15 protein-coding genes are annotated in these 13,407 nt (G+C 66.0%); 12 read left to right on the forward strand and 3 right to left on the reverse strand.

All coding sequences use genetic code 11. The features are described 5' to 3' along the window. Window positions 1–36: 36 nt before the first annotated feature. Window positions 37–1,245, reverse strand: coding sequence for a dipeptidase (locus tag HRUBRA_RS04935; protein WP_084592465.1), 1,209 nt, complete (start codon window positions 1,243–1,245; stop codon window positions 37–39). 139 nt (window positions 1,246–1,384) lie between these two features. On the opposite strand from HRUBRA_RS04935, the gene HRUBRA_RS04940 reads away from it, so the two are divergent. Genes HRUBRA_RS04940 through HRUBRA_RS04955 form a run of 4 tightly spaced genes read left to right on the forward strand, consistent with a single transcriptional unit; the run spans window position 1,385 to window position 6,191 of the window. Beyond that, on the forward strand, window positions 1,385–3,112 hold the full coding sequence (locus HRUBRA_RS04940) for an N-acyl-D-amino-acid deacylase family protein (RefSeq protein ID WP_035515030.1): 1,728 nt from the start codon (window positions 1,385–1,387) through the stop codon (window positions 3,110–3,112). Then, window positions 3,109–4,185 carry a hypothetical protein gene (locus tag HRUBRA_RS04945; protein ID WP_035515032.1) on the forward strand — a complete coding sequence of 359 codons (1,077 nt, stop codon included), beginning with the start codon at window positions 3,109–3,111 and terminating at the stop codon, window positions 4,183–4,185. Before HRUBRA_RS04940 ends, HRUBRA_RS04945 begins: the two co-directional genes overlap by 4 nt. A 9-nt stretch (window positions 4,186–4,194) precedes the next feature. Next, window positions 4,195–5,199: a DUF1611 domain-containing protein gene (locus HRUBRA_RS04950; RefSeq protein ID WP_035515033.1), complete on the forward strand. Its 1,005-nt coding sequence runs from the start codon at window positions 4,195–4,197 to the stop codon at window positions 5,197–5,199. A gap of 17 nt (window positions 5,200–5,216) precedes the next feature. Then, complete coding sequence (locus tag HRUBRA_RS04955; protein WP_035515035.1) at window positions 5,217–6,191, forward strand: dipeptide epimerase; 975 nt, start codon at window positions 5,217–5,219, stop codon at window positions 6,189–6,191. Between the two features lie 4 nt (window positions 6,192–6,195). Here the strand turns inward: HRUBRA_RS04955 and HRUBRA_RS04960 are convergent, their stop codons facing one another. Then, entirely contained in the window at window positions 6,196–7,077 is an 882-nt protein-coding gene (locus HRUBRA_RS04960) for a phytanoyl-CoA dioxygenase family protein (protein WP_084592466.1), read from the reverse strand. A gap of 240 nt (window positions 7,078–7,317) precedes the next feature. Here HRUBRA_RS04960 and HRUBRA_RS04965 point away from each other — a divergent pair, with 240 nt between their 5' ends. From HRUBRA_RS04965 to HRUBRA_RS04985, 5 genes are all read left to right on the forward strand, one after another. Next, window positions 7,318–7,785, forward strand: a complete 468-nt coding sequence (locus HRUBRA_RS04965) for a nucleoside deaminase (protein WP_035515037.1) — start codon at window positions 7,318–7,320, stop codon at window positions 7,783–7,785. A 49-nt stretch (window positions 7,786–7,834) separates the two neighbouring features. After that, on the forward strand, window positions 7,835–8,356 hold the full coding sequence (locus tag HRUBRA_RS04970; RefSeq protein WP_035515038.1) for a DsrE family protein: 522 nt from the start codon (window positions 7,835–7,837) through the stop codon (window positions 8,354–8,356). A gap of 134 nt (window positions 8,357–8,490) precedes the next feature. Continuing rightward, window positions 8,491–8,964, forward strand: a complete 474-nt coding sequence (locus HRUBRA_RS04975; RefSeq protein ID WP_201771537.1) for a rhodanese-like domain-containing protein — start codon at window positions 8,491–8,493, stop codon at window positions 8,962–8,964. A gap of 11 nt (window positions 8,965–8,975) precedes the next feature. Next, the gene (locus HRUBRA_RS04980; protein WP_052094402.1) at window positions 8,976–9,911 is read left to right on the forward strand and encodes an MBL fold metallo-hydrolase; all 936 of its coding nucleotides are present in this window, start codon (window positions 8,976–8,978) and stop codon (window positions 9,909–9,911) included. Between the two features lie 20 nt (window positions 9,912–9,931). Next, window positions 9,932–11,434 carry an amidohydrolase family protein gene (locus HRUBRA_RS04985; RefSeq protein WP_052094403.1) on the forward strand — a complete coding sequence of 501 codons (1,503 nt, stop codon included), beginning with the start codon at window positions 9,932–9,934 and terminating at the stop codon, window positions 11,432–11,434. Here the strand turns inward: HRUBRA_RS04985 and HRUBRA_RS04990 are convergent. Further along, window positions 11,431–11,988 carry a hypothetical protein gene (locus tag HRUBRA_RS04990; RefSeq protein WP_035515041.1) on the reverse strand — a complete coding sequence of 186 codons (558 nt, stop codon included), beginning with the start codon at window positions 11,986–11,988 and terminating at the stop codon, window positions 11,431–11,433. The two genes, HRUBRA_RS04985 and HRUBRA_RS04990, sit on opposite strands and share 4 nt — an antisense overlap. 91 nt (window positions 11,989–12,079) lie before the next feature. Here HRUBRA_RS04990 and HRUBRA_RS04995 point away from each other — a divergent pair, with 91 nt between their 5' ends. The 3 genes from HRUBRA_RS04995 to HRUBRA_RS15500 all read left to right on the forward strand — a co-directional run bounded on the left by HRUBRA_RS04995 (window position 12,080) and on the right by HRUBRA_RS15500 (window position 13,357). Further along, window positions 12,080–12,544 carry an ABC transporter permease gene (locus tag HRUBRA_RS04995; RefSeq protein WP_035515043.1) on the forward strand — a complete coding sequence of 155 codons (465 nt, stop codon included), beginning with the start codon at window positions 12,080–12,082 and terminating at the stop codon, window positions 12,542–12,544. 32 nt (window positions 12,545–12,576) lie between these two features. Beyond that, the gene (locus HRUBRA_RS05000) at window positions 12,577–12,951 is read left to right on the forward strand and encodes a lysozyme inhibitor LprI family protein (RefSeq protein ID WP_052094404.1); all 375 of its coding nucleotides are present in this window, start codon (window positions 12,577–12,579) and stop codon (window positions 12,949–12,951) included. Between the two features lie 199 nt (window positions 12,952–13,150). Further along, the gene (locus HRUBRA_RS15500) at window positions 13,151–13,357 is read left to right on the forward strand and encodes a hypothetical protein (RefSeq protein ID WP_144244388.1); all 207 of its coding nucleotides are present in this window, start codon (window positions 13,151–13,153) and stop codon (window positions 13,355–13,357) included. The last annotated feature ends 50 nt before the right edge of the window (window positions 13,358–13,407 follow it).

Raw genomic sequence — 13,407 nt, forward strand, 5'->3', positions numbered from 1 at the left:
AACCGCTCGCCTCCCATGAAGGCTTCCCATCCCCAATCAAGGCACAGCGGACGCCAGCCGGCTGGCTACTTCCTCAGCCGTGCGCAGGGCCCGGAGGATATTGCCATTAGCAAGAGCGGCAAGCTGTTCCTCAGTCCAGCCCCGGCGAAGCAGCTCTGCAAAGAGCTTAGGGTAATCATCCGCCGCGGCGAGCCCGGGCACCATCCACTCGGGCTCGCCGAAGAGGTCCGCCCCGATACCGACGTGACTGCGCCCGGCAAGCGTTGCGATGTGCTCAATGTGCTCGGCGACATCGGCGATCGTCGCATCAGGCACGGGGTGTGCTTCCGTGTAGGCCTCGAGCGCCTCATCGTACCCTGGCTCCCCCCACTCCACAGCCCCACGGACCGCCTTGAAACGAGCCTCCCACTCGGCGAAGCCCGGTGTATTGAAGCTGTTGACAAAGGACACCATGACCACCCCACCATTCAGACGAAGCCGCTCCAGCACCGCATCTGGCACATTGCGCCGATGTGGCGTCAGGGCGTAGGCATTGGAGTGCGAAAAAATTACCGGCGCCTCGCTCACGTCGAGCGCAGCATTCATGACCGCCGGCGAGACATGGGAGAGGTCCACGAGCATGCCAAGGCGATTCATCTCGCGGACAACCTCCCGGCCGAAGTCCGTCAGGCCCCCGTGCTCATCCTGTCCGGCAGCATCCGCCCAGTCCACACTCTGGGAGTGTGTAAGGGTCATGTAACGTACTCCGAGATCGTAGTAGGCGCGAAGCGCGCCAAGGGAATTCTCGATCGCCTGCCCCCCTTCGATCCCGTAAAGCGATGCGATCCTGCCCTCGGCCATCGCCGCCTCAACCTCGTCAGCGGTGCCAGTGTAGGCGAAGACTTCCGGGTACTTCGCAACGATACCCCGCGCGATGGCAAGCTGCTCGAGCTGGGTTTTCGCGTAGCCCTCCTCACCCATGGCCGCAGTACCGGGGATAAAAACGGACCAGAACTGCCCGCCGACACCACCGGCCCGCAGCCGCGGGATATCCGTATCGCCAGGGACGTCTCCGAAAAGATCCCAGCCCGCCACGTCCCCGCCATGTTCACGGATTACCCAGGGCAGATCATTGTGCCCGTCTATGATCGGGTGCGCCTCGAGCAGTGCGCGGGCGCGCTCCAGAGCGTCGTCGGCGCGAAGCAGGGGGGCTGCGCTGAGCACGAGCGTGCAGCTTGCGAGCTGCAACCATGTCGCTATGTTCATGGGCGGGATTTCCTCTGCCTTACTTTGTTCGGTTCAACACATGCCGAGCTTGCGACCCTAGTCTCCGCATCCCGGAAAGCCTTGGCAAGGCCCCTCGGCGCAGGCGGGGAAAGGCGCGTCAAACCACGGAGAACAAACCATGATCAAAGCCTTCTTTACCCGGCCGCTCGCCGCGACAACCCTGGCCCTTTGCGTCCTCGTCGTCCAGGCGCAGGCAGAGGAGATGGCGTTTGACGTGCTGATCCTCGGCGGCACGGTCGTCGATGGCAGCGGCGGTGCCGCACGACAGGCTGACCTGGGCATCAAGAACGGCCGCATCGCCGCAATCGGAGACCTTGGCGCTGCGCTCGCAGAGCATCGTATAGCAGCGGAAGGTCAGGTTGTGGCTCCCGGGTTCATCGATGTACACAGTCACGCAGACCGGGCCTTCGCCGATGCGGACGCGGCCGCGATGGAAGGCTTCCTTCGCCAGGGCGTCACCACAGCGGTGTTCGGAGTTGACGGCTTCATGGGACTCGATGAACTGAAGGAAAAAGCCACGCTCGCGGCCCAGGGTCGCTCCGGTCTCAATTTCCTTTCCTATATCGGCCATAACGCGGTTCGCAACGGCGTCATGGGAAAGGAACAACGAGCACCCACAGCAGAAGAGCTCGCGGCCATGGAAGCGGTCGTCCGTGAAGCCATGGAGTTCGGTGCCGTAGGCCTGTCGACAGGGCTTATGTATCTGCCGGGCCGCTACGCAGACAAGCATGAGTTGATCGCTCTGGCGAGCGTCACTGCGCCCTATGGCGGCCGCTACGATTCACACGTGCGCGATCCTGCCAATGCGCTGATCACCTCCCATCGCGAATGCCTGGAGGTGGGTGCCGCCGCAGGCATTCACGCGCACCCGGCGCATATGAAGGCGGTAGGCGGGAAGAATTTCGGAAAAGGGGATGCCCTCGTGGAGCTCGTAAACCATTATCTGGCACAGGGCCAGGAGGTTTCCGTAGACCTCTACCCCTACGACGGCGCCGCCACCTCGCCGGTCGTCAACCTGCTCTACCCCGGTGGTGACGCTGCCGGGGAAGCCCTGATGGCGCGGATCGAGCCTCTGCTCTCCGGAAAGAGCATCCCGGAAGAGAGCATCGAGGCGCTGCTGACCGACCTGCGCGCGTACTGGCGCAGGAGCGCCGGCATTACGGAGGTTCTTGCCTCGGCAAGAGCCAGAACCGAGGACCCGCCGGCAGGGATGTTCAGCTGGATCGATACCGTCGGCTATGAATCGTTGCGCATTGTTGTCAGCGCCAAACCGGCGTACGAGGGTCGGCTTGTCACCGAGGTCGCTGCAGAGCTCGACGTGTCGCCCTTCGAGTTCCTTCGCCGCATCATCGTAGCCGAAGGGAGCAGCGCCATGGTCACCCTGGGCGCGATCCAGGAGAGTGATGTCCGTCGCGTTCTTACCCAGCCCTGGGCCATGGTCGCTTCCGACGGAGAAGAGCTCAGTCCATCGCACCCGCGCGGTCGCGGAACCTTTGCCAGGCTTCTGGGGCGCTACGTACGAGAGTGGCAGGTGCTCTCTCTCGAGGAGGCGATACACAAGATAACGGGGCTGCCGGCAAGCTACCTCGGCCTGCCGGAGCGCGGCATCCTCCGCGAAGGGGCGGTCGCCGACGTCGTGGTCTTCGACCCGGATCAGATCATCGATCGGGCCACCTGGGCCGAGCCCTGGCACCACGCCGCCGGTGTGAGCCATGTCCTTATCGGTGGACGCGCGGCGCTGACCGACGGACGCCTGCAGCGTGACCGCCTGGGACGCTACCTGCGCTTTCGTGGCGCGGAAGGCTCTACAGAACCTACCGCGACAGTACTACGCAAGGCACCATGAACTGGCGCACCTACCTGCTGCCGGGGCTTGTCTTCCAATCCGTGATCATTGGTGGAGGCTACGCCACCGGGCGGGAAATCGTGGAATTCTTTCTGCCCGCAGGCCCGTGGGGCGGACTCCTGGGGCTGCTCACCGCCGGAGGGGCCTTCGCAGTGATCATGAGCACTGCCTATGAATTTGCACGCGCCACCGGCGCCCACGACTACCGCACCTTCACGCGGGCGCTCCTTGGTCGAGCCTGGCCTCTGTACGAGATAGCCTACCTAGCGCTGGTCATCCTCATTCTCGCCGTAATCGGATCGGCCGCCGGCGGGCTGGCGAGCAACGCTCTGGCCTTGCCCCCGTGGACCGGCACTCTGGGCATGATGGCCCTGGTCGGCGCGCTCACTTTTCTTGGCTCATCGGCGATCGGCAACGCCCTCGCGGGTTGGTCCGTGCTGCTGTATGTCGTCTACCTGCTGCTGTTCACCTTTACCTTTCTCCAGCACGCCGGGACGATAGAAGCCACATTGAATCACTCCCCGGTCCGCGAGGGCTGGGCCGTCGCCGGCGTACGCTACGCAGCCTACAACGCAAGCATCCCGGCCGTGCTGTTCTGCATGACCCTGATCAAGACGCGTCGCCAGGCCATTGGAGCGGGCCTGATGACAGGAGTCATTGCCGTGGTCCCCGCCCTTCTGTTCTACCTCGTCATGCTGGCGCATTACCCGGCAATCGCGGCAGAGCCCGTACCAGCCTTCTTTTTAATGGCTCAGCTGAACATCCCATGGCTGGAGACACTCTTCCAGCTCGTGGTCTTCGGCACTTTCGTTGAGACCGGAACCGGCGTGCTGCACGCGATCAACGAACGCATTGACGTGCAGGCGCGCGAGCGCGGTCATGCGCTGCCACGCTGGGCGAGACCCGCGGTCGCCGGTGGCCTTTTGCTTTTGTCCATTTACGGCGCGACGAGCTTCGGTATAGTTAGCCTGATCGCCCGCGGTTACGGCCTGTTGAGCTGGGTGTTCATCGCGGTGCTCATCTTTCCGCTCATGACGCTCGGCATCTTGCGCATCCTGCGCGAGCGTGACTAAGGAAGGTCAATGCAACGCATCGAATTGAAAGCTCCCTACCTGGTATTCGTCGGCGACGAGACCAGGCTTACCTATGCCAAGACGGGGCGCGGCATCGTCGACTGGCGGCGCGAGCTCTGCGCCGGACAGCTCCGGCTCACGGCCGGGGCCTGTGACCTGGGCCTGCCGGAGATGTCCGTCTCCGAGGCAGCCGCCGCCGGCATCGGCTCCCTGGTCATCGGCACCGCGCTGGTGGGCGGCAGTATCCCCCCGGCGTGGGTTGCCACCCTGGCCGAAGCTGCGCGGGCTGGCATCGATATCGTTGCAGGGCTTCACACACGGCTGGCATCCATCCCCGAACTAGTCGCGGCCGCCGGGGAAAGCGGCGCCCGGCTCGTGGACGTGCGCATCCCACCGGCCAACCTGCCCGTGGGCACGGGAAAGAAGCGGTCCGGCAAGCGCCTGCTCACCGTCGGCACGGACTGCGCCCTCGGCAAGAAGTACACGGCGCTGCAGCTGGAAAAGGACCTGCGGGCGGCCGGCGTGGCAGCGGATTTTCGTGCCTCGGGCCAGACCGGCATCATGATCGCCGGCGAGGGCATACCCATCGACTGCGTGGTCGCCGACTTCATCTCCGGCGCCGCAGAAATCCTGTCGCCGGATAACGACCCGGACCACTGGGACGTGATCGAGGGTCAGGGCAGCATCTTTCACCCGGGTTACGCGGCCGTCAGCCACGGCCTGCTCATCGGCTCCCAACCGGACGCCTTCGTGGTCTGCCATGCGGCGGGACGAACGCATATCGAGGGCTGGCCCCATATGCCCTTGCCGAGTATCGGTGAAGTGCTTGAGCGCACGGTACAGATCGGCGCGCTCACCAACCCGGCGCTACGCTGTGCAGGCATCAGCGTGAACACCGCCGCTGTGCCCGAGACCGAGCGCCGCGACTATCTCACGCGTCTCGGGGAACGCTACGGTCTGCCGGCGGTCGACCCGCTGCTGACCGGCACCGCAGCCATTCTCGACAACCTCTGACACCGCCCGGAACCCGCATGGACCTCCACGTCGACATCGTTTCCTTTCCGCTGGAAAAACCCTTCGCGATTACCGGCCACGTCTTCGAGGCCACGGACACCGTGCGGGTCACCCTCAGCCACCGGGGTGTGGCAGGCCGCGGCGAAGCGGTCGGCGCGTATTACCTCGGGGAGACGGCCGAGAGCATGGCCGGACAGCTCGAGGCCGTGGCCGGGGACCTGCAGGAGCTCGACGGGGCGGCCATCCAGGCCCTGCTGCCGCCGGGCGGCGCCCGCAACGCGCTGGATTGCGCCTGGTGGGACTACCGCGCTAAGACCGCGGGCCGGTCCATCTGGGAACTGCTCGAACTGACCCCCGGGGAACTCACCACGGTCTACACCATTGGCATCGCGGAGCCTGCCGTCATGGCCGAGCGCGCCGCGGCCGCCGGTCGCTTTCCCCACCTGAAGCTCAAGCTGGACGCCGACCGGCCCCTTGAGCGGCTGGAAGCGGTGCGCAAGGCACGCCCTGATGCTGCCCTGGTCATCGACGTGAACCAGGGCTGGACCTTCGATGAGCTGCAGGGGTACCTGCCGCACTGCGAGCGCCTGGGCATCGCCATGATCGAGCAGCCGCTGGCCCGGGGCGCGGACGAGGCCCTCGAAGGCTTTCGATCGCCCGTACCCCTCGGCGCCGACGAGTCCTGCCTGCACCTCGGGGAATTCGCCGCCGCAGCGAGCCGCTACGACGTGCTCAACATCAAGCTCGACAAGTGTGGCGGGCTGACGGAAGGGCTGGCGCTGGTGGCGGCTGCGCAGCGCGCTGGCATGGACCTGATGGTCGGCAACATGACCGGCACATCGCTCTCCATGGCGCCCAGTTATGTCATCGGCCAGTACTGTCGCTTCGTGGATATTGACGGGCCGTTGCTCCTGGCCGGCGACGTCGAGCACGCCCTCGCTTACCGGGATGGCGGGCTGGTCGGCCTGCCGACGCCGGCGCTCTGGGGCTGACGAGCTAGAAGTTCCGCCCGTCGCGCTCGAGGGGCGGTACCCAGCCCGGCGCCAGCGCCGTGCGCGGATGGTACGCCGTCACCTGGCCCATGAAGGGCGGATGGATCGAATAGCCGAGCAGCGACTGCACTCGCGGTGCCATGGCCCGCACCCGCTCCGGCGGAATCGCGAGAAAGAAATTCTCCTGGGGCCGCGCCCAGGGCTGGCAATACTGGTTCGAGAACGCCCGACGCGTACGCGAACTGCCGTTGGCGCCGCCGCGGTGCAGCAACGTGCCGGCAAAAACCAGACAGCTGCCGGCCGGCATGACCACCGGCTGCGCCAGAGCCGCGAGCCGGTCTGCGAGCGCCGGGGCCTGCTTGCCCTCTTCCTGTCCGTAAGCGCCAGCGATCTCGGCATCGCTCCAGCGATGGCTGCCGGGGATCACCTCCGTACCGCCATTCTCTGCGCTGAAGTCCTCCATTGCCACGATCGTCGACAGGCTGACCATAGGCCGGGGACGGGGGATCGTATAAAAGGAATCATCCGTGTGCCAGGGCTGCGGCGTCTCGCCCGGGCCGATGACAATCGCCTGGCTGGCGGTGAGGAGATAATTCGGTTCGAACACAGCGTCGCAGAGCCCGAGCATGCGCGGGTCTTCGACGATGTCCTGAAATATCCGGTCACGGGCGACAAGCGTGTAGATACGCTCCGTATGCGTGCCCTCGAAGTTATTGCGGCCCTGATGGCCGCCAAGCCAGGCGTCATAGCAGGCGTTCACGCGCGCCAGCCGCGCCGGGTCGAGAAAATTCTCGATGATCGTGAAGCCCTGGTCGTGGAGCTCCGCGAGCTGGCGGGCACCGGCCGTCTGCCCTGCCGCGATCACCGGGCGCTCTCTCTTTGCCACCTGCCCACTCTTTCTACTCTTTCCATGCTTTTTGCCGCCCTACTCACCGCAGTCCTCTCGATTCTTCATCTATTAAACGGCACAGCAACAACACGCACCGCGCCTGCACCAACCGGCAGACCTGTTTCGCGCAGAGCCTAACCCCGATCAGCGCCGCAAGGCGAGCCTTTGGTCCGCAGCACTGGTCTTGGCAACGGTAAGCGGGTAGCGTAACCCGCTGCCGAGCGAGCTGGAGACCCCATGGATCCCGCCAAGGAAACGACCGACGCCGCTCTCGTGGGCTGGCTCAACGCCGCCATCGAGGAAGCCGAAAAGTCCTGGGCCGAGGGGGGCATTCCCATTGGCGCCGTGATCGGCGCGCCGGACGGCAGCATCGTCGCTCGCGGACACAACGAGCGGGTGCAGAGCGGCGACCCGACGGCCCACGCCGAGATCGCCTGTATCCGCCACGCCGGCCGCCGCCGGGACTGGTCCCGGCTCACGCTCGTCTCTACCCTCAGCCCCTGCATCATGTGCACCGGCGCCGTCGTGCTCTACCGCTTCGGGCGGGTGGTCGTCGGCGAGCACCAGACCTTCCTCGGTGCGGAAGACCTCCTCTGCGACAGCGGCATCGCCGTCGACGTGCTGGAGGACCCGCGCTGCATCGCTCTCATGGAGCGGCTGCAGCGCGAGAAACCGGATCTCTGGGCGGAGGATATCGGTAGCTAGCCGATCTCCGCGCGCCCTTCCCTGCTGTCTACCCTACGGAACGCCGACTATGAAAACACACGTCCTAGCCCTTGCTCTCGCCCTCACCCCGGCCGTTACCACTGCGGGCCCCGAGGCCTTCTCTACCGGCCCGCTCATCAAGAACTACGGCATGATCGCCGAGGTACCCGAGGCCGCTGCGCTGCCGGCCGATACCGATTTCAAGGTGGCTATCGACGTGGTCGAGGGCGGCGTCGAGGGCGAGCTCAACGGCAAGTTCAAGACCGCGGCAAGCCTGATCAATCTGCTCAGCGCCTCCGGCGTTCCGGCGGACCGCATCGAGGTCGGCCTGGTCATCCACGGCCCGGCCTACCGGGACCTGCTCGTCGACAGCGCCTACGGTGGGGACAACCCGAACGCCGAGCTCATTGCCGCACTCCAGGCCCATGGCGCGACCTTTTATTACTGCGGTCAGTCAGCGGTGTACCACGATGTGCGCACCGAAGACCTGCTTCCCGGTGTGGCGGTCACGCTGTCGGCAACCATCACCCATGCCACGCTCCAGCAACAGGGCTATGCACTGCGCCCCTGAGCTGGCTGAGTGGGCCGGTCCGCAATAGACTCCCGGTATTGACCTGCCGCAAGGAGTGCTCCGGTAACCGGCGCGGGACCTCATCACACGCGTAGGCCTGTGGCACACTGTCTTCCAAGGAAATGGAGGAAATCATGCGCAAGAATAACCCTACGGCCATGCTGGTCGCCCTCGTCATCGCTCTGCTCGCGCCCCTGGCCGGCGCTCAGGGCCTCTTCGGCCCCGGCGTGCCGACCATCACCCACGAAGAGATCCGCGAGGCCGGGGAGACCGGCGAGACCCTGCTGTTCGTCGACGTGCGCTCCGAGGAAGAAATGTCCGTGTCCATGCTCCCGGGTGCCATTACGCGCCGCGAGTATGAGCGTAACCCGGAAGCCTACAAGGGTATGCGGATCGTGCCCTACTGCACCGTGGGTGCCCGCAGCGGCAAGTACACGCGGGAGCTCCGCGACCGCGGCGTGTCCGCGGTGAACTACCGCGGCAGCATCCTCGACTGGGTGGAGAACGGCGAGCCGCTGGTCACACCGGACGGGGAACCGACAAAGCGGGTGCATACCTACAGCGAGCGCTTCTCTGTGCCCGAGCCCTACACCCCGGTCAGCCAGTGATGAACGGTGCCATGACGCCCTGGCGCCGCCTGCCGGGCGGCATCACCTGCATCGACGCGGCCTATGTGGCACCCGGTATCGCCTGCTTCTACCTGCTCGAGGGGGATGGACACTACGCGCTCATCGAAACGGGCACGGCCAAAAGCCTGCCCAACCTGCGGGCGACGCTTGCGGCCCTCGGCATCGCGCGCGAGCAGCTGCGCTACGTGGTGCCGACCCATGTGCACCTGGACCACGCCGGTGCCGCCGGGCTCTACCTGCGGGAGTTCCCGCAGGCGGAGCTTCTGGTGCATCCGCGCGGCGCACGCCACCTCATCGACCCGGGCAAGCTCACCGCCAGCGCCATCGGCGTGTACGGCGAGGAAAGCTTCCGCGAACTCTACGGTGAGATCGTCCCGGCGCCACCGGAACGGGTGCGCACCCTGGCTGACGGTGAAAGCTTTACGGTGGGCGGTCGACGCCTGGAGGCTATCCACCTGCGCGGCCACGCGGAGCATCACTTCTGCCTCTGGGACGAAGCGACCCGCGGCTGGTTTACCGGCGACATGTTCGGTATTTCCTACGACTACCTCCGCCTGCCGGCGGGCGCGTTCCTGCTGCCGGCAACCACACCAACGCAGTTCGACCCGGCGGCCTACCGCGAGAGCATCCACACCCTCGCCAGCCGCGACCCCGCCTGGCTTTATCTGACCCATTACTCGGCGCTGGCCTTCGACCCGGCGCAGGTGGCGCTGCTCTGCGATCAGCTCAGCGCCTACGAGGCCCTGGGCGACAGACACGGCGACGCCCTCGAGGCCGCTCTTCGCCAGTGCACGGAAAGCGCACTGGCGACGCTCACGGACGCCGGCACCGGCGCCTCCCTCGCAGCTAAACTGCACATGGACCTGGCCTTGAACGCCCAGGGTATCGCCTGGCGAGCGCAACAGCTCGCCGCCGCAGAACAATAACAGCCCGGGACACACAGCTCATGACGCACTACCTTGGTACGGCCTTGCTCACCCTGGCACTCGCCCTGCCCGCCGCCGCCCATGACCTGGTGCTTCGTGGCGGGCGGGTCATGGACCCGGAAACGGGCCTTGATGCCGTGCGCGATGTCGGCATCGATGGTGACCGGATCACCGTCATCAGCGATATCCCGCTCCGCGGTGATCGGGTGATCAACGCGACTGGCAAGGTGGTAGCGCCGGGCTTTATCGATGCTCACCTCCACGGCGTGACGCCCATCGCCCACAAGCTGGCGCTGCGCGACGGGCTCACCAGCGCCATGGACCTGGAGTTCGGCACCCTGGGCACCCGCGTCAACGACTGGTACGCGGAGCGTGCCGGCAGCACGCAGGTGAACTACGGCACCGCCTCAAGCCACGAGCTGGCCCGCTCCCTCATCCTCGACGGCATCGAGGCCAAGGATGTGACTGAAGCGCAGCGCAGCCGCGGCCAGGGTACCCGCTGGGCAGACGGCGTCCCCACGGACAAGGAATTCGCGGCGATCATGGCGACCATCGACGCGGGCCTCGCCGCCGGTGCGCTCGGCCTGGGCTCCACCGTGGGCTACCTGCCCGGCGCCAGCGCGCGGGAACTCTACGAGGCGCAGAAAGTTGCCGCTGCCTATGGCCGCCTGAGCGCCGTGCACACGCGGCACACACCGGGCACCGCCACCACCACGCCCAACGGCATCCAGGAGATGCTGGCCAACGCCGTGTCGCTCGGCGCCCCGGCCATCGTCATGCACTTCAACAACCCGGGTTGGGAGCTGGTGCAGGATCTCCTCGTCGGCCTGCGCCGCGAGGGCCACAATATCTGGGGCGAGATCTATCCCTACGCCGCCGGTTCGACAACCCTGAATGCGGCCTTCTTCCGTCCCGAGATTTACGAGGATCAGCTCGGCAAGCGCTACGAGGACACCCTCTTCGACCCGGCCACGCAGACCTTCTACACAAAGGAGCGCTACCTGGAGCTGGTTGCGAAGGAGCCGGCGCGGCCGGTCATCTCTTACAAGATGCCCCCGGAGCAGATACCGGACTGGCTGCGCATGGACGGCATCACCATGGGCTCCGACGGCATGCCCATCGACGGCCGCCATGGCTGGGGCACACCTTTCGAGGCACTGCCCGCCATGCACCCGCGCGGCGCCGGAGCTCGCGGGCGCACGCTGCGCCTGGCCCGGGAGCACGATATCCCGCTCATGCACGTGCTCGCCGCCCTGAGCTACCGCACGGCAAAACATCTCGGTGACACGGGGCTTGCGGCCATGCGCGAACGGGGCCGACTGCAGGAAGGCATGGTGGCAGACATCGTGGTCTTTGATCCGGAGACCGTCACCGACAACGCAACCTATGCCGCGAGCACACGACCGACCACGGGCATCGAAACCGTGCTGGTGGGCGGCCGGGTCACCGTCGATGGTGGCCGAGTGCGCGAGGACGTGTTCGCAGGCAAGCCGCTGCGCTTTACCCCCCAGGTGCCGGACTAGCCCCTGGCCTCAACATCGCGCAGCGCCGTGAGGACGTAGATCGCCGCGAAGGGCGTGAAGAAAATAGCACTCAACCCGTCGGTAAGCGTCGACAACACGGCCCCCAGGAGCACCAGCACCAGCGTCAGCGTGAACTGCTGCGCCAGTCCCACCCGGTCCGCCAGGGCCTTGCTCTCGCGCATGGCCTCCCCCAGCCCCAGGTCACGCTCGACCATGAGCGGCAGCACATAGAGCCAGATCGTCGCCAGGAAAAGCCCGGGCAGGATGAACAGGGCGAAACCGATGGCCATGAGGATCACCAGTGCGTAGAAGGCGAGCACGAACTGCAGGAACCGCTCGAAGTAGAACACGTCGGCAAACTGCGGCTCCCGCCCCTCGCGCAGGCGCAGCGAGACCATACGGTAGAGGCCGGCCAGCAGCGGTCCCCCGAGGATGCCAAGGGTCAGGCCCGTGAGCAGAGAGACAAAAAAGCCCGCAACGATCAACGGCAGGATGTCGCGCAGGAAGGCGTCGAAAGAGCGCTTTAGAATGCTCAGGATCGCGGCACTGTCCATGGCTTGACCTCTGTCATCGGCTGGCCTTCCATAAACGCATCGACCGGCGATCGCTGTCAAGCGCATCACCCGCCCCGGAGCACAACTGCCCATGTCCGAGACCGTGCTAGCCATCAGCCAGCCCCGCCTCGCCCTTGCCTTTCTGCCGGTGGCGGCGACGCTCGCGATTTTCCTCGCCTGGTCCCTGCACCTGCGCCACCCGCTCTATGCGCTGCTGCGCATGCTCGTGCAACTGCTGCTCGTGGGCTACGTCCTCGCCTATAGCTTCGGAGCCGACGCCTGGGGGCTGATCCTCCTGGTGCTGCTGTTCATGGCCTCCGCCGCCGAAGCGAGGCGGCACCGCTTCGGGCCAGGGGTGCGCGTTATACTGCCGCAACGGGCAAAGCAGAGGAAAAACGCATGGAGTATCTTCGGGCGCGGAAGCAGGCGCACAGCCGCGGCAGACGCGCCGCCGGGGCATTGCTCGCAGGAGCAGCGCTCTTCTGCATTGCCATCCCGGTGCGGACAGAACCAGTGTTCACCCCGGACACAACGGCGCAGTGTGTTGCCGAGGTAACGGCCCGGGCACCTGCCCTTTCCAGACACGAGGTGCTCCACTGCGTCGGCCGTGCCGCCCAGGCCTGCATGATGACGCGGGACGGGGGCACGACGGTGGGCATGATCGACTGCCTGCAGGGCGAGGAGCGCTATTGGCAGAAGCGGCTGACTGCGGCCTACGCCGAGCGCCTGCAGGCCGCCCGGAAACAGGACGAGGAAATGACCCGCCTCGGCTCGGCAGCGGCCTCTTCTGAGGATAGACTGGTCGCCATGCAGGCGGCGTGGGAGAGCTACCGCCACGCCGCCTGCCTTTACGAGCAGGCGCAGTGGATGGGCGGCACTGGTGGCGGGCCCGCGACCATGGCCTGCCATATGCACGAGAGCGCGCGACAGGCGCTCAAGCTCGAGGGCTGGTGGGCGCAGTGATAACGCCAGTGGTGCAACCGCCCGCCACACCGCGCCAGGCTGCGCTCTCGAGCGCTTTCGCCCTGAGCGGTTCCGGTGCCTGGAAGGGCCCACGGCGGCGCGCGGTCCGCTAGCGCCGAAACTCCAGCATATCGAAGTCCGAGTCCACCGCCGGCGCCGGAAACTGAAGCAGCAGGCGGCCGTCACTGAAACGGGCATCATGAGCATCGAACTTCGCGTCCTGCTCGGCGAAGCGCAACGTCATCTTTTGAACGATCCGCTGCTCGAGCTCGGCACCGTGCTGCGTCAGGCGCGCATCAAGGACCTCGAGGTGTTCGAGACCCACGATGGTGGGGTCACCCAGGCCAAGCTCACGCGCACGCACGGCATCAGCGCGGCGACCACGGAGCGCTGTACCACAATGTAGTACCTGAGACATAGCTTACAGAAAAACTCGGAGACATCGTTTACACATTT

It is taken from the genome of Pseudohaliea rubra DSM 19751 (assembly GCF_000764025.1).
In the GTDB taxonomy this organism is placed as follows: Bacteria; Pseudomonadota; Gammaproteobacteria; order Pseudomonadales; family Halieaceae; genus Pseudohaliea; species Pseudohaliea rubra.